This is a genomic window from Bacillus sp. AFS098217 (assembly GCF_002551815.1).
Lineage (GTDB): Bacteria > Bacillota > Bacilli > Bacillales > Bacillaceae_G > Bacillus_A.
Genome location: NZ_NVPR01000045.1, coordinates 60,628 through 84,235, shown reverse-complemented (window position 1 = coordinate 84,235; position 23,608 = coordinate 60,628). Strand labels below are relative to the sequence as shown.

Annotated in this window: 20 protein-coding genes and 1 pseudogene; 13 read left to right on the top strand and 8 right to left on the bottom strand. The window is 34.4% G+C overall.

Features of this window, described 5'->3' with window-relative positions; all coding sequences use genetic code 11:
• Positions 1–361: 361 nt before the first annotated feature.
• Positions 362–886 carry a DinB family protein gene (locus COO03_RS13315; protein ID WP_097897633.1) on the bottom strand — a complete coding sequence of 175 codons (525 nt, stop codon included), beginning with the start codon at positions 884–886 and terminating at the stop codon, positions 362–364.
• A gap of 94 nt (positions 887–980) precedes the next feature.
• Positions 981–1,922: a helix-turn-helix transcriptional regulator gene (locus COO03_RS13310; protein WP_097897632.1), complete on the bottom strand. Its 942-nt coding sequence runs from the start codon at positions 1,920–1,922 to the stop codon at positions 981–983.
• A 197-nt stretch (positions 1,923–2,119) separates the two neighbouring features.
• Here COO03_RS13310 and COO03_RS13305 point away from each other — a divergent pair, with 197 nt between their 5' ends.
• Positions 2,120–3,133 (top strand): LacI family DNA-binding transcriptional regulator, encoded by a 1,014-nt coding sequence (locus tag COO03_RS13305; protein ID WP_097897631.1) that lies wholly within the window; start codon positions 2,120–2,122, stop codon positions 3,131–3,133.
• 40 nt (positions 3,134–3,173) lie between these two features.
• On the opposite strand, the gene yhfH is transcribed toward COO03_RS13305, so the two are convergent.
• Positions 3,174–3,302, bottom strand: coding sequence for a protein YhfH (gene yhfH, locus COO03_RS13300; protein WP_000567010.1), 129 nt, complete (start codon positions 3,300–3,302; stop codon positions 3,174–3,176).
• Between the two features lie 193 nt (positions 3,303–3,495).
• Here yhfH and COO03_RS13295 point away from each other — a divergent pair, with 193 nt between their 5' ends.
• The 5 genes and pseudogenes from COO03_RS13295 to COO03_RS13275 all read left to right on the top strand — a co-directional run.
• Positions 3,496–4,230, top strand: a complete 735-nt coding sequence (locus COO03_RS13295) for an MBL fold metallo-hydrolase (RefSeq protein WP_097897630.1) — start codon at positions 3,496–3,498, stop codon at positions 4,228–4,230.
• 9 nt (positions 4,231–4,239) lie between these two features.
• On the top strand, positions 4,240–5,229 hold the full coding sequence (locus tag COO03_RS13290) for a lipoate--protein ligase (RefSeq protein WP_097897629.1): 990 nt from the start codon (positions 4,240–4,242) through the stop codon (positions 5,227–5,229).
• Positions 5,230–5,591: 362 nt separating this feature from the next.
• Positions 5,592–7,124, top strand: coding sequence for a fatty acid--CoA ligase family protein (locus tag COO03_RS13285; RefSeq protein WP_097897628.1), 1,533 nt, complete (start codon positions 5,592–5,594; stop codon positions 7,122–7,124).
• Positions 7,125–7,844: 720 nt separating this feature from the next.
• Positions 7,845–8,063, top strand: a complete 219-nt coding sequence (locus COO03_RS28140) for an aspartyl-phosphate phosphatase Spo0E family protein (protein ID WP_373605250.1) — start codon at positions 7,845–7,847, stop codon at positions 8,061–8,063.
• Positions 8,015–8,191 (top strand): annotated as a pseudogene (locus COO03_RS13275) (DUF4176 domain-containing protein); the annotation flags it as partial. The gene COO03_RS28140 and the pseudogene COO03_RS13275, both read left to right, overlap by 49 nt.
• 163 nt (positions 8,192–8,354) lie before the next feature.
• Here COO03_RS13275 and COO03_RS13270 read toward each other — a convergent pair.
• Positions 8,355–10,073, bottom strand: coding sequence for a methyl-accepting chemotaxis protein (locus COO03_RS13270; protein ID WP_097897627.1), 1,719 nt, complete (start codon positions 10,071–10,073; stop codon positions 8,355–8,357).
• A 364-nt stretch (positions 10,074–10,437) separates the two neighbouring features.
• Between COO03_RS13270 and COO03_RS13265 the strand changes: the two genes are divergently transcribed.
• Both COO03_RS13265 and COO03_RS13260 read left to right on the top strand, forming a co-directional pair.
• Entirely contained in the window at positions 10,438–12,108 is a 1,671-nt protein-coding gene (locus COO03_RS13265; protein WP_097897626.1) for a M4 family metallopeptidase, read from the top strand.
• 436 nt (positions 12,109–12,544) lie between these two features.
• Positions 12,545–14,401: a S8 family peptidase gene (locus tag COO03_RS13260; RefSeq protein ID WP_097897625.1), complete on the top strand. Its 1,857-nt coding sequence runs from the start codon at positions 12,545–12,547 to the stop codon at positions 14,399–14,401.
• A gap of 271 nt (positions 14,402–14,672) precedes the next feature.
• On the opposite strand, the gene COO03_RS13255 is transcribed toward COO03_RS13260, so the two are convergent.
• Positions 14,673–15,704: a C45 family autoproteolytic acyltransferase/hydolase gene (locus COO03_RS13255; RefSeq protein ID WP_306620233.1), complete on the bottom strand. Its 1,032-nt coding sequence runs from the start codon at positions 15,702–15,704 to the stop codon at positions 14,673–14,675.
• A 317-nt stretch (positions 15,705–16,021) separates the two neighbouring features.
• Between COO03_RS13255 and COO03_RS13250 the strand changes: the two genes are divergently transcribed.
• From COO03_RS13250 to COO03_RS13240, 3 genes are all read left to right on the top strand, one after another.
• Complete coding sequence (locus COO03_RS13250) at positions 16,022–17,131, top strand: metallophosphoesterase (protein ID WP_097897624.1); 1,110 nt, start codon at positions 16,022–16,024, stop codon at positions 17,129–17,131.
• A gap of 236 nt (positions 17,132–17,367) precedes the next feature.
• Positions 17,368–18,273 (top strand): AraC family transcriptional regulator, encoded by a 906-nt coding sequence (locus COO03_RS13245; RefSeq protein WP_097897623.1) that lies wholly within the window; start codon positions 17,368–17,370, stop codon positions 18,271–18,273.
• Between the two features lie 249 nt (positions 18,274–18,522).
• Positions 18,523–18,888, top strand: a complete 366-nt coding sequence (locus tag COO03_RS13240) for a VOC family protein (RefSeq protein WP_097897622.1) — start codon at positions 18,523–18,525, stop codon at positions 18,886–18,888.
• A gap of 44 nt (positions 18,889–18,932) precedes the next feature.
• Here COO03_RS13240 and COO03_RS13235 read toward each other — a convergent pair whose 3' ends face one another.
• Both COO03_RS13235 and COO03_RS13230 read right to left on the bottom strand, forming a co-directional pair.
• Entirely contained in the window at positions 18,933–20,672 is a 1,740-nt protein-coding gene (locus COO03_RS13235) for an ATP-binding response regulator (RefSeq protein ID WP_097897621.1), read from the bottom strand.
• A 9-nt stretch (positions 20,673–20,681) separates the two neighbouring features.
• Positions 20,682–21,386: a response regulator transcription factor gene (locus tag COO03_RS13230; protein ID WP_097897620.1), complete on the bottom strand. Its 705-nt coding sequence runs from the start codon at positions 21,384–21,386 to the stop codon at positions 20,682–20,684.
• Between the two features lie 141 nt (positions 21,387–21,527).
• Here COO03_RS13230 and COO03_RS13225 point away from each other — a divergent pair, with 141 nt between their 5' ends.
• Entirely contained in the window at positions 21,528–22,358 is an 831-nt protein-coding gene (locus COO03_RS13225; RefSeq protein ID WP_097897619.1) for a CPBP family intramembrane glutamic endopeptidase, read from the top strand.
• A 296-nt stretch (positions 22,359–22,654) separates the two neighbouring features.
• Positions 22,655–22,954, top strand: coding sequence for a hypothetical protein (locus COO03_RS13220; protein WP_097897618.1), 300 nt, complete (start codon positions 22,655–22,657; stop codon positions 22,952–22,954).
• A gap of 52 nt (positions 22,955–23,006) precedes the next feature.
• On the opposite strand, the gene COO03_RS13215 is transcribed toward COO03_RS13220, so the two are convergent.
• Positions 23,007–23,591, bottom strand: coding sequence for an SCO family protein (locus COO03_RS13215; RefSeq protein WP_097897617.1), 585 nt, complete (start codon positions 23,589–23,591; stop codon positions 23,007–23,009).
• Between the last annotated feature and the right edge of the window lie 17 nt (positions 23,592–23,608).

The window sequence follows — 23,608 nt, the reverse complement described above, 5'->3', positions numbered from 1 at the left end:
TTTTTTAGGTGGAAGAGAACATCTGGCCATGCATAGAAGCAGTCAGGGCTTTTTTCTGGCACATGCGAAGTAAAAATAGAAAGAGCAAACGAGTGTAAGTTACTTTTTGTTCTGCATAGCAGGGATTTAGATGTCGAAAAACTAAAATAGATTTATATATAAAAAGAGGGTTTCTAAAATAGAGGCTACTGAAAAAGCACCTATTTTGAACAAATCACAGAATTTTTATCAATATACAGAAAAGAAGATAATCACCTATATAGTAGGGATTATCTTCTTTTTCTTTTTATCCATAATAGATAAAGAAAGGCTATTTTTTACTTTACATTAACGAGAAACTATATCTCTATTCATAAACCACTTATTTTAGAATAATACTCTGTTCCAATCGTTCCTTCTGACGAAGATGATGTGCAAAATGCATAGAAATGAGTTGAAACCACTCCGCTGCATTTAAATAACCAAATCCAGGGTGCTCTACTTTACGGTTGCTTGGAATAGAAGCAATCGTTCGTTCAACTTCCTTCATTTGCTTAATCAGTTGTAGCAATTCTTGTTTAACACCTTCTTTATTCGCTTGGTTTTCAGGTGTGTATCCTGGACGATCAGGTACTTTTATTTGTATAGGAGGAAAAGCCTCCAGTGCATATACTTTTTCACCCATTTCTGTCTTTTGACCATCTACAGTTGTAGAATCAGTTGCACACTTTGCGATAGCATGTAATTGCATATGTGCAGAAGCAAGTAAATGATTATACATTTGTCCGAGAGACCATTCTTCTTCAGAAGGCTTGCTTTTAAATTGTTCAAGAGTGTATTTTTCTAATTCGTGAATGTAAAACGTTGCTAAACTTTCAAATTTCTCTAAAGCGACAGTAGTGTTCATAGTATTAGCTCCTTTTTCTATATAAGATTTCGTTCTTAATGGTTACTATACATGATTGATGTTGACACCATTATGTCAGCAGTGAAAGAAAAAATTAAAGTTGCAGCATTTTTTTTGCCTCATCTCGAATTCTCTCAGAAAGAATAGTTGGTTCTAGCACGTTTACTTGACTTCCCCAGCTTAGCACCCACGGAAATACTTCATCTATATTTCTCGATTTCAAAATGACATGAAAACCATCATCTTTATGCTCATATGAATCTATAAAAAAGTAGCGAGATTCAATAATTTTGTGTGCAATATAGGATGGAAATAATAAATGAATGATAATGGTTCGATTATTTTTAGGTTGATAGTCTGGTAAATAAAAGTTCTCCGGTTTCGTAAAGAACGTGTGCTGTTGTTGTAAGTTGTCCATACGATCCAAACGGAAATGGCGTATTTGTTTTCGAAGTAGACAATGAGCAACAATGTACCAAATCCCTGAAATATTGACTAAACCATAAGGGTTTACCGTACGTTTATTTTGTTCACTTTGATTCGGTTTACGATAAGAAAAAGAAACACATTGTTGTTTCTGAATAGCTTCTTGTAAGAGAAGAAGCTGTTTCTCTAGTTGTTCTTGAGCAAATCTTTGATGAGAGAAAGTACCGGAGAGGAAACGAAAGGTTCCTCTTAACTCTTTGACCTTCTTTTGCTGTTCAGAAGGGAGGATTGCTTCTAATTTCTCTTTAGCAGATTTTGCATGTATAGAAAAAGCTGAGTCGAGATTTTGTTCGACATAATCACTTCCTAATAGAAGAGTTACTGCTTCTTCCGGTTTGAATTGAATGGGCGGCAAGAAATAACCATCCATTAAAGAATAGCCTTGCCCAGGCATTGAAAAGATTGGAACGCCTGATTCACTCAGCGCTTGCATGTCTCTATATATTGTTCTTTTACACGTCTCAAATTTTTCTGCTAAACTTTGAGCTGTGACGGTTTGTTTTCGCTGTAATTCAATGAGAATAGAAAGTAAACGATCTGTTCGATTCATGAAATATCATCCTTCGTATGTAATAAATATCCTTATTGTGAAGTTCTAAATAGGAGTCAAATCTTCCTGCAAATAACAGACTTTTCCCTATGTATAATATTAATATAGTAAAATCATCTGAACTCGTATTGCAGTTTCCAATAATATACTATATAATCAACCTAAGAAAACGTTTTCATACAAAGGGGGAGAATTTCGTGTCAACGATCGAGGACGTGGCGAAATTAGCGGGGTTATCAAGAACAACGGTTTCTCGGGTGATTAACAACCATCCGTATGTATCTGACGATAAGAAAAAGAGGGTTCAATTAGCAATGAAGCATTTAGGCTTCGTTCCTAATTCTGCGGCAAGAAGACTTCGTAAACAAAAGGCAGAAACAATTGCGGTGCTTGTTCCAAGGATCACAAATCCTTTTTTTAGTAGATTTATTGAAGCAATTGAGATTGCTGCTTCTGAACATAAATATAAACTGATTATTTGCCAAACAAGATACTTACCGGAAAAAGAGATGGAATACTTACAACTGTTATCAACAAAACAAGTTGATGGTATTATTCTATGTTCACTTGAGAATCCATGGGAGAAAGTAGAGCCATACTTACAACACGGCCCAATCGTGTTATGTAATGAATATATTGAAGAAGCAAACATTCCAACGGTTAAATTTGATCATGCACAAGGGGCTTACATAGCTGCGAAGCATGTACTAGAACAAGGTTATCGTAATCTTATTTTTTGCCGTGGAAATGAAACGAAAATAGTGAGCCAACAGCGAAAAATGGGCTTTTTACGTGCAATCACTGAGAAGAGCAAACAAGTAGAAGCAATTGATTTTCTTGAAAACGCTTTCTCGTGGGAAGATGGAAAAAGAATATTCCATGAAGTATTAAAGGACAAAAAAAATCCTACCGCTATTTTAGCAGGAGGAGATGAAGTCGCAGCTGGAATTATCGCAGAAGCGAAACGCCATAGCTGGAGCATTCCTGATGATTTAGCTGTAGTTGGCTTTGATAACCAAATTTTATCACAAATTACAGAGCCTGGTATTACAACAATTGAACAGCCAATTGGTGAAATGGCTCGAAAAGTTGTTGATTTAATGATGGATAAAATCCATACGAAAAATTATCGTAAAAAAGAATTGTATGAGTTTGAACTGGAGCTCTTGGTGAAAGGTTCAACGATGAAAAATGCGATGTTACTAGCCTAGTAGACGATGTCTGCTAGGTTTTTCTTATGTTTACAAACTACTATTCTTCGTGAACGCAATCGTCACATTTATTATGGTACGCTTCGTGCTGTTCATCAATTTCCTTTCCGCAATGTGCACAAGTTTTCGTTGGTAAATTTCTGAAAAATTCCATCGGTTGATCAATCATGTAAATCCCTCCATTTCCATTTCTTACTAACATTGTATTAGTACAAAAAATAAAAGTCAATAACTGTTTTATAACAAATTTAAAAATAATGAAAAAGTTTAAGAAATGGATTATAGTTAAGAATGTAAGTAAAAATCCTTCTCAGTGAAGTGAGAATACTGCATTTCTAGTGGTTTAGAAAGGATGGATACATATGAAAATGACTGTTGTTGGCTTTTGGGGCGGCTTTCCAGAAGTAGGAGAAGCAACGTCGGGGTATTTGTTTGAACACGATGGTTTTCGTTTACTTGTTGACTGTGGCAGCGGTGTACTAGCACAGCTGCAAAAATATATAACACCATCTGATATAGATGCAGTTCTGTTGTCACACTATCATCATGACCATGTTGCGGATATTGGAGTATTGCAATATGCGAGGTTAATTACGAGTGCGACGAAAGGACAATTACCAGAATTACCGATTTATGGACATGCATTTGATGTGCAAGGGTTCTCGACCTTAACACATGCACCGCATACGAAAGGGATTGTATACAATCCAGAAGAAACATTACAGATTGGACCGTTCTCTATTTCATTTTTAAAAACAGTACACCCTGTTATATGCTATGCGATGCGTATTACGGCGGGTGATGAAGTGATCGTATATAGTGCTGATTCCAGCTACATTCCTGAATTCATTCCATTTACAAAAGATGCGGATTTATTTATTTGTGAATGTAATATGTATGCACATCAGGAAGCTGCAAAAGCAGGGCATATGAATAGTACAGAAGTGGCAGACATTGCAAAGAATGCAAATGTAAAGGAATTACTGTTAACGCATCTTCCGCATGCAGGAAACACATCTGATTTAGTAGAAGAAGCAAAACAAATTTTTGACGGCCGTATTACGCTTGCGCATAGCGGTTACGTTTGGAATTCATGAGGTGAAACGATGTTATTTATTGATAATAAAGGAATTACAGATCCTACAATTAACTTAGCAATTGAAGAATACTGTGTGAAAAATTTAGATATTAACGAAACATATTTATTGTTCTATATTAATGAACCTTCCATTATCATTGGGAAAAACCAAAACACAGTAGAAGAAATTAATGCTGATTATGTGAAAGAAAAAGGCATTCATGTTGTACGACGTTTATCAGGCGGAGGCGCTGTATATCATGATTTAGGGAACTTAAACTTCAGCTTTATTACGAAAGATGATGGGGATAGCTTTCATAACTTTAAAAAATTCACTGAGCCTGTTACAAAAGCGCTTGGAAAATTAGGTGTAAATGCAGAGCTTAGCGGCCGCAATGATATTTTAGCGGAAGGTAGAAAAATCTCAGGTAATGCGCAGTTTTCAACGAAGGGCCGCATGTTTAGTCACGGTACATTATTGTTTGATTCTGAAATTGATCACGTTGTATCAGCACTTAAAGTGAAAATGGATAAGATTCAATCAAAAGGAATTAAATCAATCCGTAGCCGCGTGGCAAACATTACGGAATTTTTAAACGAAAAGATGACAACAGAAGAGTTTAAACAACTTCTTCTTGCGACGATTTTTGAAGGTGAAGCAGAAATTCCAACATACGAGCTAACAGAAGCAGATTGGAAAGAGATTTATAAAATTTCTGAAGAACGTTACCGTAATTGGGACTGGAACTACGGGAAGTCACCGAAGTTTAATTTACAACATTCACACCGTTTCCCAGTTGGACAAGTTGATGTTCGTTTAGAGGTAACAAAAGGAACTGTGACTGAGTGTAAAGTATACGGCGATTTCTTCGGTGTGGAAGATGTTCATGACATTGAAGAACGCTTAACAGGAGTACAGTTTGACAAAGAAGCATTTGCTACAACTCTAGAAGATGTGGATGTAAAACGTTACTTTGGTAATATAACAACAGAAGATTTCTTAGCGTTATTCTTTTAAATGGTAAAAACAGTCATATTGTATGTATGACTGTTTTTTATTTTGTTACAAGAAAACGTATAAAAACAATGCGTATAACTTCAAATTAAAAAATGAATGAATGCTCATTTACCCCGCTTTAACGGGCAGTAATACCCCTGCATCGAAATTTAGTCAAAAATAAAGAAAGTGGGTGAGGGGTAAACAGCCCGTAAAAGCCCGATTGGTTCGACTAATAATCCGTGGAGAGCTAAGGCTCTCTCACGGATTAAAGTCTCACTTTACATGCAATTAATTAAATGTTACTTGCTACTTTAATTTTCTTTTAATATAATGTATTTAGAATTTTTAAATTTTCTAAATTTTATAAAGGTGGGGTTTGTATGAATCTCGTTCAATCTTTGGCTGAAACAGCAAAAAAGAAAGGGGAGAAACCGGCTTATATATTTATGGATCAGTCGGTTTCGTATGACCAATTAAACAAAATAGTCACTAGGTTTTCTGGTAATTTAGCAAAAATGGGCATTGGAAAAGGGGACAATGTTGCATTAATTGTAGGGAATTCACCACATTTTTTAGTTGGGTTATATGGGACAATGAAAACAGGAGCAACAGTCATTCCTATTAATCCGATATACACAGCAGACGAAATGCATTACATTTTACAAAATGGAGATGTAAAAACAATCATCACACTCGACATCCTTCTACCGATTATACAATCTCTTACAACAAGAATTCCTTCTCTTGAACATATCATCATATGTGAAACCTCATCAGATTTTAATCATACAGAAACTGAAAAAATGAAAACGTTTACTAGTCTTATAGGAACCGGTGACCTATCTTATGAAGGCCCTGAGCTATATGAAGAAGATGTGGCTGTTATTTTATATACTTCAGGCACAACAGGGCATCCAAAAGGCGCTATGTTAACACATAAAAACTTATATAGTAATGCTGGAGATGTCGCGTCATATTTACAATATACTGCGGATGATCGCGTTGTTGCGGCACTTCCAATGTTCCATGTATTTTGTTTAACAGTTGCAGTGAATGCGCCCATTATTAACGGTGCGACGATTTTAATGTTACCAAAGTTTAGTCCAAAAGAAGTATTTCGTATTTGTCGTACATATGGGCCAACAATATTTGCTGGAGTACCAACGATGTATAATTATTTATATCTATATGAAGAGGCAACTCCAGAGGATGTTCAGACACTTCGATTATGCATTTCTGGCGGGGCGTCTATGCCTGTTGCTCTTTTGAAAAACTTTGAAAATCGATTTGGTGTTATTGTCTCAGAAGGGTATGGATTATCAGAAGCTTCACCAGTTACTTGCTTTAATCCGTTAGATCGTCCGCGGAAACCAGGTTCGATTGGAACGAATATTTTGCATGTTGAAAACAAAATTGTTAATGAGCTTGGAGAAGAAGTTCCTGTAGGTGAAGTAGGCGAATTAATTGTTCGTGGGCCAAATGTAATGAAAGGATATTACAATGCACCGGAAGACACAGCGGCAGTGCTTCGTGATGGATGGCTGTATACAGGTGATTTAGCGAAGATGGATGAAGAAGGTTATTTCTACATTGTTGATCGTAAAAAAGACATCGTCCTTGTAGGTGGTTATAACGTATATCCTCGTGAAGTGGAAGAAGTATTATATCAACATGAGGCGGTTGCAGAAGTTGTTGTTATAGGTGTTCCAGATGAAAACTTAGGAGAAGCAGTGCGGGCCTATGTTGTTCCAAAATATGAAGCGGTAACAGAAGAAGAGCTAATGCGCTATTGTTCTTTACACCTTGCAAAATATAAAGTACCGAAGAACATAGAGTTTTTAACAGAATTGCCGAAGAATACAACAGGTAAATTATTGAGAAGGGCTTTGAAGGAGAAGGCAATGCAAGTGTAGTGAAAGGAAGCTAAAGAAGTAATCTTTAATTCCTGATCTATATATACATCAATTAAAAAAACGACATAAACCCCATCTTTTTAGGTGGGAGAGAGGATCTGGCCATGGATAGAAGCAGTCAGATCCTTTTTCTGCTACATGCGAAGTAAAAACAGAAAGAGCAAACGAGTGTAGGTTACTTTGTATTTTGCATAGCAGGGATGTAAATGTCGAAAAATGAAAATGGATTTATATAATCACTGTAGTTCTTTTGTAAGACTCATTGAAGATATAAAAATAGCGACTCTTTCACGGATACATGAAAGGGTTGCTTTTTTTGTTGAAAATTATACATAACTTTAACTTTTGACAGGTATTATATACATCAATTAAAAAACGACATACCCCCCCTCTTTTTAGGTTGGAGAGAGGATCTGGCCATGCATAGAAGCGGTCAGTTCCTTTTTCTGCTACATGCGAAGTNNGAAAATGGATTTATATAATATGTATAATTGCATAAAAATACGCCCCTATAATGATGATATAGTCTAATAAAGCTTCTATTGCAATGTTATTTGAAACGTAAAGAATCTGGTGTAGTAGCTTCCAATGATAAACTACCACCATCGCATTAATATATTGTGAAAATATAGGTTATTTTCCAATTCTTGTTTCCTTATATTTAAATGTATACTATAATTTTCTAAGTAATATTATGGAAAAAGGGGTTTTCTTATAGAGATGGAGATGAGACAGTTACACGAAATAATTGAAGAGAAGAAAGAAGAATTAGTTCGATTAGTAGAGCAGCATGGATTATGCCATGATAAGGTTTTGCGTTTTAGTCAGGACATCGATGAACTGATTAACATGTTAATCTATACAAGAGAACTACAACATACTAATAGAATGGTAGAAAACAGGAAGATTCAAAGACTAAGGAAACTTGGGATTATGTAGCTTGTTATTCTATTGGAAATATTTCAACTGAATATAATATGTTTTTTAATCATGAATATATATCAGAAGTTATTTTTACTAGTTACATAAATGAAGATGAAATTAAGTTACGTGAAGATTTAAAATAATAATTAAAATTTATTTAATATGGTCCAATAATAGTTTAGACGGTTCAGATACAAATCTCAAATTAAGTCAAAAAATGTAATTCCATCAACCCAAAATGATAAAAAGTAAAAGACAATCGTGAATGAATTGTCTTTTACTTTTTAGTATATTCATAAATAATTTTTATTCTTTAATTTTAAATTGGGAAATTAATCCTTCTAATTCTTCGATTTTCTTCCTTATTTGCATGGATTGATTTGTTATTTCTGTAATGGATGACGCTTGTGTTTGAATGGCTTGTACGGTTTGATTTGTATCTTTCGCTACTTTTGTAGAAGTTTCTGATACTGCTGATAGGGAAGCGTTAATTTCTTCCGTTCCAGCAGACATTTCTTCTGTTGTAGCTGATACTTCTTGGATTTGGCGTGTTATTTTATGAATGTCTTTCATGATTGTTGAAAAGGCTTCGTCTGCTTCATTAGCAGCATCTCTTCCTTGTGTAGCTTCTTCGTGTCCTTTTCTCATGATTTGAACCGTATCTTTTGTATCTTGTTGGATTGCTTTAATTAAATTATTAATTTCATTTGCGGATTGCTTGGATTGTTCAGCTAAATCTCTCACTTCCGCCGCAACAACTGCAAATCCTTTTCCATTTTCTCCTGCACGTGCAGCTTCGATTGCAGCATTTAAAGCAAGCAAGTTTGTTTGTTCCGCAATATTCGTAATCGCGTCTAAAGCTTTATCGATATGTTGTGTACGCGTAATAAGACGTTCTATCACTGTAGAAGTTTCTTCGACAACTGTATGCACATTATTCATTTGCGTAATAGATTGTTTGATTACTTTACTTCCGTTATTTACACGATCGGTTGTAGCAACAGATACTTCAGCAACAGTTGATGCTGATTCGGCTACCGTTTGAACACCATTTGTTAGGTCACTCATTGCTGTTGAGCTTTCCTGAATATTAGTAACTTGTCCTTCTATTTGTTTGTTTACTTCATTAATGGTTAGAACGGCTTCTTGAGATATTTTAGACGCATGTTTTGTATTCTGCAACATATTGTCGGTAGAGGAAGTAACTTCTTCTGTCGTTACTTGGATTTTTTCAATTAATTGTTGTAAATTATCTAACATGTTATTAAAAGAGGTAACAATAGCTCCTAATTCGTCATTTGCTCGATAGGAAGTGCGTATTATTAAATTTCCATCTGCTACTTGTTTTATATCATGCTCTAATAAATCAATCGGACGCTTAATCGCTATTTTAGTGATATATCCAATACATGTAATAATTACAGCCGCAATAACGGAAATAATAATAAACATCAGTATTGTAGTATGTGCAGTGCTCGTATTGTTTTTTTGTAATTGTTCTGCGTGATCACTATTATATTTCACAAGTTCGTGAATAGAATTAATCGCATTTTGCATAGCGGGCTCAGTGTTTTTTAAATAATAAGCATAAGCTTCTTCATTTTTATTGTCTACTGCTAAATTTTGTGCTTCTTGCTGTTGAGTTCTGTATTCTTGAAAGTTTTTGTGGAAATTCTCATATAATTCTCTTTCTTCTTGTGAGTGGATTTTAGACTCGAATTTTTTTAATAACTCATCGTTTTCTTTTTGCATTTGAGCTATATTATTTGTTAATTCTTTAGTTCTTTTTTCATCCGTTGTAATCATAAGTTCCATGAAATTACAATTACGGTCGTAGAAATTAGATTCTAGAGATTCTATCCAAAAAATTGGAAGTAACCTTTCGTCATACATAGTTGCAGAAGCTTCCCCCGTTTTCTTTAAAGAGATAACTCCTATAATGGATAAGAGAATACATGCGATACTAGCTGTAATCATTAATGTATTCAACTTCGTACCAATTTTAGTGTTTTTTAGAATTGACATTCAACCACATCCTTATTAAATCTTTATATTACGTTATATATCTTATAATAAAAAATGCCAAAAAACGACATATTTTTTATAAATGTCGTTTTTTTGTTGTTTTTTTATTGCTTTTTTGTTGTTTTTTTAAAGAACTAAAATTAGTAAAGCCGTTAATCGAGAAGAATAGAATTATAGGATGTGTCACTATCTCAGTAATAGATTAAGAAAATCTTAATTTATTAAGATTTATACATAGTAAAAGGACTAGTAAAAAGTTTATATATGCAATTCTGCATAAATGAATATACTGGAAATGAATTATTTGTATACTACTTAGTGAGATGCATCTTTATTTAAGCGAATAGTGAAAGGGGAAATAAGAATGAAAAAAACAGTCGTTACATTACTAGCCACCGGAATGGTTTTAGGTGCTCCATTTTCAACTGCCTTTGCAGAAGAGCAAGTATCACAACAAGAAGCTTTGGACAAAATGGAAGTTATGCAAAAAACGTGGAATGAAGAACAAGGGAACCCATCCTTTCTTTCAGGAGAACTATCTGATAAAAAGGTAAAAACAGAAAAAGAAGTGAAAGTGTTCCTTGAAGAAAATAAAGAGTTATTTAAAATCAATCCACAGACTGATTTAACATTGAAAGAAGTAAAATCAGATGATTTAGGGATGAAACATTATGTGTACATTCAATCTATCAACAAAGTACCAGTTGATGGTGCACAATTCATTGTTCATACAAAGAGTGACGGAACAGTAACAACAGTAAATGGAGACGTACATCCAGCTGCCGCAGATAGTTTGAAAGAAAACACAAAAGCAAAGATTACAAAAGAAGCAGCTCTTTCAAATGCATGGAAACATATTAATCTTGCAAAAAAAGATACATTAGTAGAAACAAGTGGAAATCCATTAGAACAAGTGAAAGAAAACTTAAAATCTACAAATGAAAACGCAGATTTAGTTGTTTATGAAAAAGACGGGAATTATTATTTAACATATAAAGTACAATTACAATTCATTAAGCCTTATGGAGCGAACTGGCAAATCTATGTAAACGCAGAAGATGGAACAATTGTAGATTCATATAATGCAGTTACAGATGCAGATACTCCGCAAAAAGGCTATGGAAACGGAGTATTAGGTGATCGAAAAGATCTTAATACAACTTATAGCAGCCAATATGGAAAATACTATTTACAAGACACAACAAAGCCGATGAATGGTGGCGTTATTGAGACATTTACAGTTAATCACAGCAATGCAGATAATCCAAAGAATTACTATCTATTCGATAATGATAATGCTTGGGTAGATAAGGACCAAGCTCCTGCGGTTGATGCTCATGCTTATGCAGGCAAAGTATATGATTATTATAAAAATGTTCATAATCGCAACAGTTTTGATGGAAAAGGGAAAACGATTCGTTCTGCAGTCCATTATGGAACCAACTATAATAATGCGTACTGGAATGGTCAACAAATGATTTATGGAGATGGCGATGGTGTTGAATTCGCACCTCTTTCAGGTTCACTTGATGTCGTTGCACATGAACTAACACATGCGGTAACTGAATATTCAGCTGATCTTCAATACGTAAATCAATCCGGAGCACTAAATGAATCTTTCTCTGATGTATTTGGATATTTCGTTGATCCAGCCAATTGGGATTTAGGGGAAGCTGTATATACGCCAGGAGTTGCAGGAGATGCACTTCGCAGCTTATCAAATCCTGAAAAGTATGACCAACCTGCTCACATGAGAGACTATCAATATTTACCAGCAACAGAAGAAGGAGATAATGGAGGCGTACATATCAATAGCGGTATTCCAAATAAAGCTGCCTATTTAACAATTAATGCTATTGGTAAAGAAAAAGCAGAAAAAATCTATTACCGTGCCTTAACAACGTATTTAACACCAACAAGTAATTTTAGCAAAGCACGTGCTGCTTTATTGCAATCTGCAGCTGATTACGATGGCTTTAATAGTGCGACATATAAAGCTGTGGCGAATGCTTGGGAACAAGTAGGAGTAAAATAATATTCTTGTTAATATAGGAATATTCGGAAGTGCAATATAATTTTCATTACCTATATATAATATTATATAGGTAATGAAACATTAAAAAATCATTATGTAAAAGGATACCCTTACGTAGAAATATTAGCGGAGGGTGTCCTTTTTGATATGAACTTATCGATTTTTGATGAACTAGAGTTGTTTTCTAAAGAGTTGCAACGATATATGTCGGAGCAATTAGCTAGAGAGATAGGATTTGTCTCTCTATTGTTTTACGTAGCAGTGACTTATGTGTCGGAAAATTAAAATGGATATATGTAAATAAATATTATATATTTGAATATATTGATATATTTTTAGATACTCATTATAATTTATTTAGTATAAAGCTTTGTACGTAATTATTTCGAGATTTTATAGGAAACTGTTTAAAAATGAAAAAGTAGAGGGAAAATTAATGAAAATTTTAAAAGGAATGCTCGTATCTACAATAGCAATTACCGCCTTTACGGGACTAGGAAAGACTTCTTATATAGTGAGTGCTGCTTCAAACAATTCAGTCGTACAGCAAAAAGAATCTAATGTAGAAAAAAAAGAAGAAAAGCAAATCATTGTAAAGTTTAAAAATGAGATGAATTTACCATATGAGGATGGTATAGAAAAACGAATACAACATGAAAAAAATGATATGGTACTAGAAAAGTTTTTTTCTGAATTCCCAGATTTAACATTAACACGTTTATTTACGTCTGTAAGTCCTAAAGAAATCCAAAATCTAAATGAAAATGTTAAAACCGATAATAATACTTCATCTTCTAACTTATTAAATTATTATGTAATTCAAGTTTCGAAAAATGAACAAGCTGAAATATTAGTAGAAAAATTAAAACAATCATCTTTGATAGAGGATGTATACATGAAAGAACTAGAAAATGTAACACCACCGGAAGTACAGATGCCAAAATTATTTCTTAATCCCTATGATGACCCTAGATTCGAAAACCAAGGATATTTAAAAGAGGCACCATACGGTATTAATGCACCTTATGCTTGGGGGATCAAGGGAGGCGATGGAAAAGGTATAACATTTGCAGATATGGAGTATGGCTGGCTATTAAATCATGAAGATCTAGAAAAGCAAAATATCGAACTTATATCCGGAAGAAATACAGATGCCCACGCTGGGCACGGCACGTCGGTTCTAGGAATTGTTTCTGCGGAAGATAATCAAATCGGCAATATTGGTATTGCACCAAAAGCTACAGTAAAAGTAGTATCTCAAATTAGGGATGACGGCAGTAATAACAAAGCGGATGCCATATTAAGTGCTGTAAATCATCTAAATGCCGGTGATGTTTTATTGTTAGAAGCACAAGCATCTTATGAGGGGTATCGTGATAAATATTTACCGGTTGAGGTGCACCCAGATATATTTGATGCGATTCGCACTGGAACGGATAAAGGAATCGTAATCATCGAGGCCGGAGCAAATGGCTGGAATGACTTAGATGAATTTAAAGATAAAGATGGAAAAAAAGTCTTAAATCGTAATAGCAAAGATTTTAAAGATTCAGGGGCAATCATGGTCGGAGCTGCTTTATCAACTGTCCCTCACGGACGTTCATGGTTTTCAAACTACGGCAGTCGAATTGATGTATATGGATGGGGGCAAAATGTAGATACAACTTCTGCGGACCCAAGTAGAAGTGCTAAAAATTTATATACGTCTAGCTTTAATGGTACATCGAGCGCCGCACCAATTATTGCTGGTGCAGCCGTTTCCATACAAAGTATTGCTAAGGAGCATTTGGGTAAACCTTATAAACCAAGTGAGTTAAGAGCCATCTTAAGTAACCCAAACACAGGAACACAATCCGAAGAGCCACCTTACGATAGAATTGGTGTTTTACCAGATTTAAAAGCTATATTGTTAAAATTAGGATTTCAACCAAATGGAGAAGACTCAACTTCAAAAAAACCGCGAGAACAAGAGCCAAATAACGAAGATACACAGGCAAATCCAATAGATCTCAATACGACTATTGAAGGAAATCTTAACGACAATGATAAGTCAGATATCTATACTTTTACGATTAATTCACCGCAAAATATAGATATTTCCGTATTAAATGAAAAACAGATTGGAATGACATGGACACTTTATCATGAATCAGATCTACAAAACTTTGTAGCATATGGGAAAAATGATGGTAATACCATTAAAGGAGAATATAATGCGAAACCAGGGAAATATTATTTGCATGTCTATAAATATGAAAATAAAAATGGGTCGTATTTATTAAACGTAAAATAGGTTTTATGCATACATGAAACAAAAGGAATTCTCAAAATGAACGGTACCCCAATTGTTAGACGTAACTAATAATTGGGGTGCCGTTTTTTATGACCCAATATCTATCTTCCTATTTCGCTGCAAATATCACATCATTTTCGGAGATTGATTTGTAACGATAAGCGTTTTGATACAAGTCTTATGAGACATTATGGAGTCCTAATTTAACTGTGATTTGATTATGTACCAATATAAAGGCTTTTGTTATTATGGATTTCTAACTGACTTAGCTCTAAACAAAAGTCTGAATATAGCCTTTTAGTTTTGATTCTTTAATATTATTTCCTCTCACCCATTCTTCAAAATTTATGGTTAAGTCGTTGTTTCCTTGAGCAACATTTGTAATAAGAGTTTTCTCTTCAAATGAATAAGCAAAAGTATGTAGGGTTCCAAAAAGATTATCATAATCTGTAAAAAATAATGGCGAGTCTTTATCACTAAATTTATCAAATGTCTCTTCTATACTTAAATTCTGATTCTTTAAGTTATGGATATACTCATTACGTTTTAAAGATCCTTCAATATGTGCTCTATTTTTCTTCTTCATATCAGTATTTTGAAAGTGATTTACACATGAAATAAAACTAGGATCTTTACGGACTAACACTTTTTTTGGACTCACTTCTACGGCTGCATAATTTCCATAAGAATCGCCAAGGGAAAAATTATAACAGGTAGCATGAGGGATGTCTTTGAGTAAATCAATAGCTTCTTCTGTAGATTTACAAGTATCTAGTACCATCCTCACACTAGTCCAAGCAGATATACCTTCCTGATATTCCTGATTATTTACAAAATGAAGCCCAATAGCTAACCCACTTTCATTTACTCCATCATGTCTTCCAATGATTTGCAAACTATAACCACAAGAAGCTAAAACATTTTTAGAATCTAGCAATAATAAGAGACCATCATAAATATCAGGTGAAAAATCGTAATTCCTTACATAATATCGATGATCCACAAATGCTGAACATCCCATATTAGCTAATTTAGGTACATCATAGCCACTAAACATAGCAGCCACTTTCTCATATGGAAGTTGTAAGCCTTCAGATAAACCTTGCAATTCTTCAAGCAAGTTAGGGGATAAAGAGGAAAATAAGTCATGAAAGTGATTCATATTAATTTCAGGCTTAGTTAACTTATTAAATACATTAATTAAACTCTTATCCTTTAAATATTCTCCAAGATGGAAACCTATTTCGTAAGGAGTAGTTCTCAATTGAAGAATATCAATCTCAAAATTAGACAATCTTTTCACCCTTCCTGTTCGCTTTAATATCATATATTTTGAAATTATAGCATAAAAAGGATGATTTTTATTTTTTATATTCCATACATGTAAGGGTAACATAACGCAATATTATCGGTAGCAAAGACAAGGCGGATCCTTACTCTCATAAAGAATCCGCTTTTTTTCTTTCCATCAATCTATGCAATTTTTTATACATTCCTATCATGGAGTGGGTATCGCCTAGCAAGAGAGCAGGCAAAAATGAAAATAGTTACAGATGCGTAATATTTACATTATAAATAGAGGTCAAGTTATAATAAGAGAAATAGAAGAGGAGGTCTGTTGTGAAAAGTCGTCGATATTTCAATATGGGTACTATTTTTATTTTATACACAGTACTGATGTTTTACATCGGATGGAATGGCTGGGTGTGGCTGCGGACGCTCTTCGGCTGGGAAACATGGGGATATTATGCTTTACTGGTAGGTTTATTCTCATATGCTTATTTACTTGTTCAAGTGTTTAAGTTTCTTCCTTTGCTAAGAACAATTGGTTCTTATTGGTTTGCAGTGATACAATACGCGCTTATACTATTGCCACTAGCTGATCTAACGGTAGTTATTTTACAATTGTTATCCGTTCAGGCAGAGACAGCTATTATTTGGACAGGGACTGTTGTTTTCATTCTATTCCTATTTATTTTCGGCTACGGGATGTATAATGCGTATAGTCCAGTCGTTCGAAAGTACGATATACATATACCGAAAAAAGTGGAAGGGCGCAAAAGCTTACGTATTGCGATGGCTTCTGATATGCATTTCGGTAAACTATCTGGCGTTTCTCATTTAAAAAGGCTAGTCCATCATGTAAACGAAATGAAACCTGACATTATTTTATTACCTGGAGATATTATCGATGATCATCCAGGAGAATTTATTAAAAAGAACATGGGACAGGTTATGAAACAAATGCAAGCCCCACTTGGTATATATGGGGTGCTAGGAAATCATGAATATTACGGCAGGGCCATCCCTGAATTTTTACAAGAGATGGATAAGATTGACGTTCACATTCTTTTAGATGAAGTCATTACAATTGAAGACAGTTTTTACCTCGTTGGAAGAAGGGATAAAACAGAGCGGGATCGTCAAAGTTTTGAAGAGCTAATGAGTACAGTAGATCAATCACTTCCTGTTATCGCAATGGATCATCAGCCATTTGAACTAAAACAAGCGGGAGAAGCTGGTGTAGATTTACTATTATCAGGTCACACGCACCGTGGACAAATGGCACCAAATCATATCATTACGAAACGCATGTATGAACTAGATTGGGGATACGTACAAAAAGGTGCATTTCACGCCATTGTTTCCTCAGGATTTGGATTTTGGGGACCGCCGCTTAGACTTGGGAGTCGGTCAGAGATTATCCAGATAGATGTTACGTTTGAATAAATAAGAAAAGCAGTTGCCATTGGTAGCTGCTTTTCTTATCATGAAGTGCTATTTGGATAAGTTTTACTCTTTTTTGTGAAATAAAGTAAAACTTTAATAAACGGGAGATTCTGTATCCCCCACCTAACTTTTTACAAGAGTCTTACTTCCCGCAAATAGCGGGATAAAAGCAAAAAACGTCAAGAAACAAATAGCGCTTTCTTTTATCATAATACATATAGGGCGGGTGAACAGAGATGGAAAGCTATGAAACGCAAATTCAAAAGGCAATTGATTATATTGAAGAAGATGTAATGGAAAAACAAACGTTACGTAATTTAGCTCATATTGCAGGGTTTTCAGAATATCATTTCCACCGCGTGTTTCAGGCGATGGTTGGTGACTCTGTAATGGAGTATGTTCGTAAGAGGAGGTTAGCCCAGGCAGCTTATCAGCTTTCTCATACAGATGAAAAAATTATTGATGTTGCATTAGAACATGGCTTTCAATCTCATGAAACGTTCACTAGAGCCTTTAAAAAATTGTTTCAAATGACGCCAAGTGCGTATCGAAAGCAAGAAATAAAAACACCGATGTATTACAAAGTGAATGTGAAACAGAGGAAGTTGAATCCATATTTAGGGGGAATACAGATGGAATTTCGTATTGAGAAAAAGCCAGCGTTTCTTGTCGCTGGATATGAAATGAAGACGACTAGTAAAGAGGGGGAAAATCTCAAAGACATTCCGGCATTTTGGGATCATTATTTACAAAAAAATCTAGCGGATCACATTCCAAATCGTAAAGATACAAGTCAATATGTAGAGCTTGGAATGTGTACAGATTTTAATTTAGAAGCAGGAGATTTCACTTATATTATCGGAATGGAAGTTACAGATTTTGAGAATATGCCAAGTGAACTTACGAAGCGTACATTCCCAGAAGCAACATACGCTGTATTTACAACACCAAAAGTACCTCACAAAGATATGGTAGCATCAATTCAGCAAACTTGGAATGCAGTCTTCTCAGAATGGTTCCCGCATTCAGGATATGAACATGCTGGAGTGGTAGAGTTCGAGTTATATGATGAACGTTGTCATGAAGATAAGAGCGAATTTGCTCAAATTGAACTTTGGTTGCCGGTGCAGAAGAAACAATAAGAAAAGGAGCGAATCATAAAAAATGATTCGCTTTTCTATATATAAATCAATTGAAAAACAGACATAAAACCCCTCTTTTTAGGTGGGAGAGAGCATCTGGCCATGCATAGAAGCGGTCAGTGCCTTTTTNNCTTGCGAAGTAAAAACAGAAGAACAAATGAGTATAGGTTACTTTTTATTCTGCATAGCAGGGATTTAGATGTCGAAAAATTAAAATGGATTTATATATATAAAGGGAGGAATGGGAGTATGTTTAAAAAGTTAGAATGCGTATCGATACATACAAAGGATATAGAGAAATCTGTTTCGTTTTACGAATCAATGGGCTTGAAGCAAAACTGGATTGTAGAGAGAAATTTAGAGAATAATAAAGTTTGGACGTTAATAGGATTGAAATTTCCAGATAAACATAGTTCGGAGCTAGTGCTAAGCGATCATCCAAATATTGATTTTATGGAAGTGGAAATATTGGTAGAAGATGTTTGCGAAACATATGAGCGTTTAAAAGACAATAAAGATGTAAAATGGATCCGTGAACCGTTTCAAACAGAATCAGGGCATGTGGCCGTGATGGAGGCGCCGGATGAGAATGTGTTTGTATTAGTTGGGAAATAGAAAAAGAACTTCCTAGATTGGTATACTAGGAAGTTCTCTTTTTGTTAGGAGAGCGGGAATATGATAATAATTGTCGTTCCTTTTCCAAGTTCACTTTCAATAGAAATGGTACCTTTATGAGCAAGGACAAGCTGTTTTGTAATAGCTAGACCAAGTCCTGTTCCTGCATTGTTTTCTTCTGTATTTGTTCCGCGGTAATATCGTTCGAATAATAGATCTTTCGTTTTTTCATCCATTCCTTTTCCGTTATCTGAAATAGAAAGTGTAAATGAGTTTGTATTTTGTGCGAGCTTTACAATTACTTTTGTTGTTTCATTATTATGTTTCACAGCGTTTGCTAATAAGTTTTCAATGATGCGCTGGAACCACTTCTCTTCAATAGCGTAATAAATTTTATTAGAACTCGGAACAAATTCAATATTTTGATTTTGAAGAGTTGGATTGTTAATGAATTGTAATAAGACTTTTTGGACGAACTGGTTAATCTCCATAGTAACGGGCTGCGTAGGAAGTGCATTATTTTTTAACTGGTAAGTTAAACTTAAGTCGTCAATTAGCGTCGTCATATATTGTGATTTTTCCTTCATTACGTGGCCGAATTCTTGAATATCACTATCAGTCCAGTTATATTGCCTAGATTCTAGTAAGAGAGAATAACCATAAATGGAGCTGAGTGGTGTTTTCAAATCATGTGTGAGACCGGTAATCCATTCTTCTCGTGTTTGCTGAATCACTTTTCGCATAGATTCATTCTTTTTAAGGGTAATGGAAAGGTGTTCTAAAGCGTTGGTCACATCTTTAAACAGACGGAATGACCATTTTTCTTTACCTGAGCGCCGGAAGCGAACAGCTTTCCCTTTCTTGCTTACAGGCTCTTCATATTTTCCGCTGGCTATATTTTTGAGCCAACGCATTGTATGTAATAGCGGTTTCCCAAATTTTCTTCCATACCAAATAGAAAGAATGACTAAATAAACAAATACGATGAGAAAAATGAGGCCGAATCCTGTAAATAATTTTTTGGCAAATAAGGTTTCTGTTTCATCATCTGGATAGTAATGATCGTTTTTTGCTGTTATGACAAAGAGAAGACCGCTATCTGAATTATAGAAACTAGAGATGTTTTCCTTATGATTCCATGGTTCTTTTTCAGAAAGTGTTGTCTGTATTACAGAAAGTGTTTTTTTCTTTTCACTTGGATATGAAAAAACTTCTTCTCCATTTGCGTTGAATATTTGTAATAGTGCCTTTTCCTTAGAAAGTAGATTCTTTTCTTGTTCCGTTAATGCAAAGTTATCTACCACTTGAGAAGGATGATTTTGTTTGAGTTTTTGTAGTATCGCGCTACTTTTCATCACGCCACCATAAATAACGAGTGCTTTTTTTTCTTCTAGTTCAATTTCCCAGTAAGTGAATTTATAGGGGCTCTGTATATGATGCTGTAAATATGCGACTAAAGATGTCTTTGTATAAGATTTAGGGACATCATCTGGTGTGTTGAAATGATAAAGAACTTTTCCGTTATCATCTACAATTTGGAGCCAGTCATTTTTATCTGTAATTATATTTTTTACATCAGATTGCAATGTAATCTGACCATCTTCTGACGATATATATTGAGAAATTGTGAAACTATCAGAATTTGGGATGTTAGGTTCGTATAACGTAGTACCAACGAGATAAACTAGGTAAGCAAAAGCAATTAATACTGCAATCAGTAAAGTAAACCAGACAAAAATGTGCTGCATAATAAACTGGATAATAAGTCTTCTACTTAAATTCATATTTACTACCTACTTTGCAACGAATTTATAGCCAAGACCACGGACGGTTTTTATGTACTGTGGATTACTTGGATCTAGCTCGATTTTTTCACGCAGCTTTCGGATATGGACCATAACTGTATTATCATCCCCATTGTAGGCAGGAGCACCCCAAACCTTTTCGTATATTTCTTCTTTGGAAAACACGTAATTAGGATGTTCACAAAAAAAGAGTAGCAGTTGGAAAAGCTGAGCTGAACATTCAACGATTTTCCCATCGACTTGTAATTCTGCTGCATGTTTATCGACTTGAAATCTTCCAAATGAATTAAAATATTTTTCTTTCACAGGTTTTGTAGTTTGTTTCATATGTCTTCGAAGTTGTGCTTTCATACGAGCAACAACCTCTAATGGATTGAATGGCTTTGTAATATAGTCATCTGCACCGTATAAGAATCCAGATACTTTATCTAAATCAGACGTTTTTGCTGTTAAGAAAAAGATTGGACAATCTGTTTTTTTACGAATAATCGGACAAATATCGAAACCAGATTGCCCAGGAAGCATTACATCTAGAATCATTAGATCATAATGATTTTGCTCAACAAGTAATAAAGCCTCTTCAGCGGATGTAGCAGTTGTAATATGAGAAAATCCTTCTTTTTGTAGAATAGTAGTTAATAGTTGCAAAATTGCTGTTTCGTCATCGACAAGTAAAATATTTGCATGATACAAAATAAAATCCCTCCTATTTTCACCGAATATCATAACATTTTCTTGTAACTTATGGAATTTTTAAGGAAATTTTAAGATTTTCTTTCTTAGAAATTAAGATTGAGATGATATGATTAAAGTAACGTAGGGGAGGAGAAGAGTGTGAATCCGTTTCATTCGATGCGAGCTAGATATTTTTTGATTGTATTTGCACTACTTATTTGTATAGAACATAATAGTAAGCAATTGCTAGAAAATACTTTTCATCTACCAATTTCTTTTATTACAAGTCTACTTGTATTTTACATACTTCCATCCACTTGGCTATGGTATGAATATAGAAGGTATCATGTTCCATTTACTTCATTTATTAATAAAAGAGGTTCATTTAACTTGTTACAAGTTTTCATGATTACAGCTATGCTATGCCTTTTTAGCTATGGATACCTTATTTTGTATATGTATAGCTTCGCGTGGATTACACCGGATTTTATAATGAATACGTTGTATGAACCTGTCATAGGTCATACAGGGGGATACATCTATCAATTTGTAATGATTGTATTTGTAGCTCCTATTATAGGTGAATTTGTGTTTAGGGGATTTCTGTTTCAACGCTTTGCAGCAAAATGGGGTACAGGAAAAGGGATGATAGGTGTAGCTCTTCTTTTTGGATGTTTGCATGCTGAGTTTCTTAGTGCTGTTGTGTTTAGTATCGTAGTGTCAATTGTATATATTCGTTCAAAAAGTTTACTTATGCCAATTGGCATCCACATGCTAAATAATGCGACTGTACTTATTACATCTTTTATCGTTAGTAAAGAAAAAATGATAAGTTTTGCAGAGTTTTCCAATCATACTACATTTGTTACAGGGCTTATTATTTTTATGATTGGATTAAACTTAGTACTCATCTTTTTGTTTATCAACCGCCGTTATATGAGTAAAGATGCACCGATAATATATACAAGCAAAGTGAGAGAAATCCAGTAATGATTTATATATACATCCATTAAAAAACCGACATAAATCCCCTCTTTTTAGATGGGAGAGAGCATCTGGCCATGCATAGAAGCGGTCAGGGCCTTTTTCTGCCACATGCGAAGGAAAAACAGAAAGAACAAACNNTTCTGCATAACAGGGATTTATATAGTTTTTTCATTTTAATAGTGACATGTATATTTCAGGAGAGTAGTAGGGATGAAGATGATTAGAAAATACTGAAAAATTATAAAAATCACATTAATGATAAATGACGGAAAAATATAGAAAGGAATGTGAATGATTATATGAATGAAATACTACCATCAAATAAGTTATTTTATTTGATTATGGTTAGCATAATTATAATTACGACAGTGAATGTTGCTCTTCGCTGGGATGAGGCCTATTTTTTTGTTTATTTAGCACTTCATCTGCTAGGCCTATTATGTATTGGCGGTGGCATTGTAGTTGAAAAAAGAAGTGAGGATGGCATTAATTATATATGTGTGCTCGGTCTTGTACTCCTTTTAACTGTACAAGGAATTATGAAATATAGTTCACTTTCTTTTCAAGACTTCAGTTTTATTGTGGACATGATACCATAGAGATACGATCCTAAACAGAAATGTAAAAACTCTTCTCGCCTAGAAGAGTTTTTTACATTGCCTTTTTAATTTTTTCGAGCACTTTTTGACTATTAAACCCGCGTTCTCCCATACCAAATACTTCAATTAATCGATCGTTTTCATCAAGTAAATAAGAGTTAGAAGTATGAATATAAAGTCCGCTTCCAGGGTCGCGGTATTGAAAGTTAAATGTGTCGGCTAGTTTTTTCGTTTCATCTACATCGCCGCGTAGTAAATGCCATCCTTTTGTTTTTTTTATTTCAAAGGTGTTCGAATATGTAGTTAATACTTCTTTTGTATCAAATTTAGGGTCAATTGTAATTGTAATAAATTCAATCTTTTTCCCGAAGAGATTTTCTTTTTCTAACTCATCACGTAAATGTTTCATTTTGTATGTAGTGACTGGACAAATGTCGGGACATTTTGTGTATATAAATTCTACAAGTTTTAATTTTTTAGGTAAGTTATCGAAAGATACGGTAGAGCCATTTATATCTTCCATAATGATGCCGCGGGGTATTTCAGCTGAAGCTTTACGATAGTCTGTAAAATAATAAATGCCAATACTAATTACAATGATTAAACCTAATGTAAAAGTTACATAAATCTTTTTCATCTTCCAATCCCCTCCTA

What these genes read in the sequence shown, in the direction of transcription:
- COO03_RS13310 (WP_097897632.1), bottom strand. Translation starts at nt 1,922, where the DNA reads ATGAATCGAACAGATCGTTTACTTTCTATTCTCATTGAATTACAGCGA.
- COO03_RS13260 (WP_097897625.1), top strand. Translation starts at nt 12,545, where the DNA reads ATGAAAATTTTAAAAGGAATGCTCGTATCTACAATAGCAATTACCGCC.
- COO03_RS13220 (WP_097897618.1), top strand. Translation starts at nt 22,655, where the DNA reads ATGAATGAAATACTACCATCAAATAAGTTATTTTATTTGATTATGGTT.
- COO03_RS13235 (WP_097897621.1), bottom strand. Translation starts at nt 20,672, where the DNA reads ATGAATTTAAGTAGAAGACTTATTATCCAGTTTATTATGCAGCACATT.
- COO03_RS13240 (WP_097897622.1), top strand. Translation starts at nt 18,523, where the DNA reads ATGTTTAAAAAGTTAGAATGCGTATCGATACATACAAAGGATATAGAG.
- COO03_RS13285 (WP_097897628.1), top strand. Translation starts at nt 5,592, where the DNA reads ATGAATCTCGTTCAATCTTTGGCTGAAACAGCAAAAAAGAAAGGGGAG.
- COO03_RS13245 (WP_097897623.1), top strand. Translation starts at nt 17,368, where the DNA reads ATGGAAAGCTATGAAACGCAAATTCAAAAGGCAATTGATTATATTGAA.
- COO03_RS13290 (WP_097897629.1), top strand. Translation starts at nt 4,240, where the DNA reads ATGTTATTTATTGATAATAAAGGAATTACAGATCCTACAATTAACTTA.
- COO03_RS13295 (WP_097897630.1), top strand. Translation starts at nt 3,496, where the DNA reads ATGAAAATGACTGTTGTTGGCTTTTGGGGCGGCTTTCCAGAAGTAGGA.
- COO03_RS28140 (WP_373605250.1), top strand. Translation starts at nt 7,845, where the DNA reads ATGGAGATGAGACAGTTACACGAAATAATTGAAGAGAAGAAAGAAGAA.
- COO03_RS13265 (WP_097897626.1), top strand. Translation starts at nt 10,438, where the DNA reads ATGAAAAAAACAGTCGTTACATTACTAGCCACCGGAATGGTTTTAGGT.
- yhfH (WP_000567010.1), bottom strand. Translation starts at nt 3,302, where the DNA reads ATGATTGATCAACCGATGGAATTTTTCAGAAATTTACCAACGAAAACT.
- COO03_RS13215 (WP_097897617.1), bottom strand. Translation starts at nt 23,591, where the DNA reads ATGAAAAAGATTTATGTAACTTTTACATTAGGTTTAATCATTGTAATT.
- COO03_RS13270 (WP_097897627.1), bottom strand. Translation starts at nt 10,073, where the DNA reads ATGTCAATTCTAAAAAACACTAAAATTGGTACGAAGTTGAATACATTA.
- COO03_RS13315 (WP_097897633.1), bottom strand. Translation starts at nt 886, where the DNA reads ATGAACACTACTGTCGCTTTAGAGAAATTTGAAAGTTTAGCAACGTTT.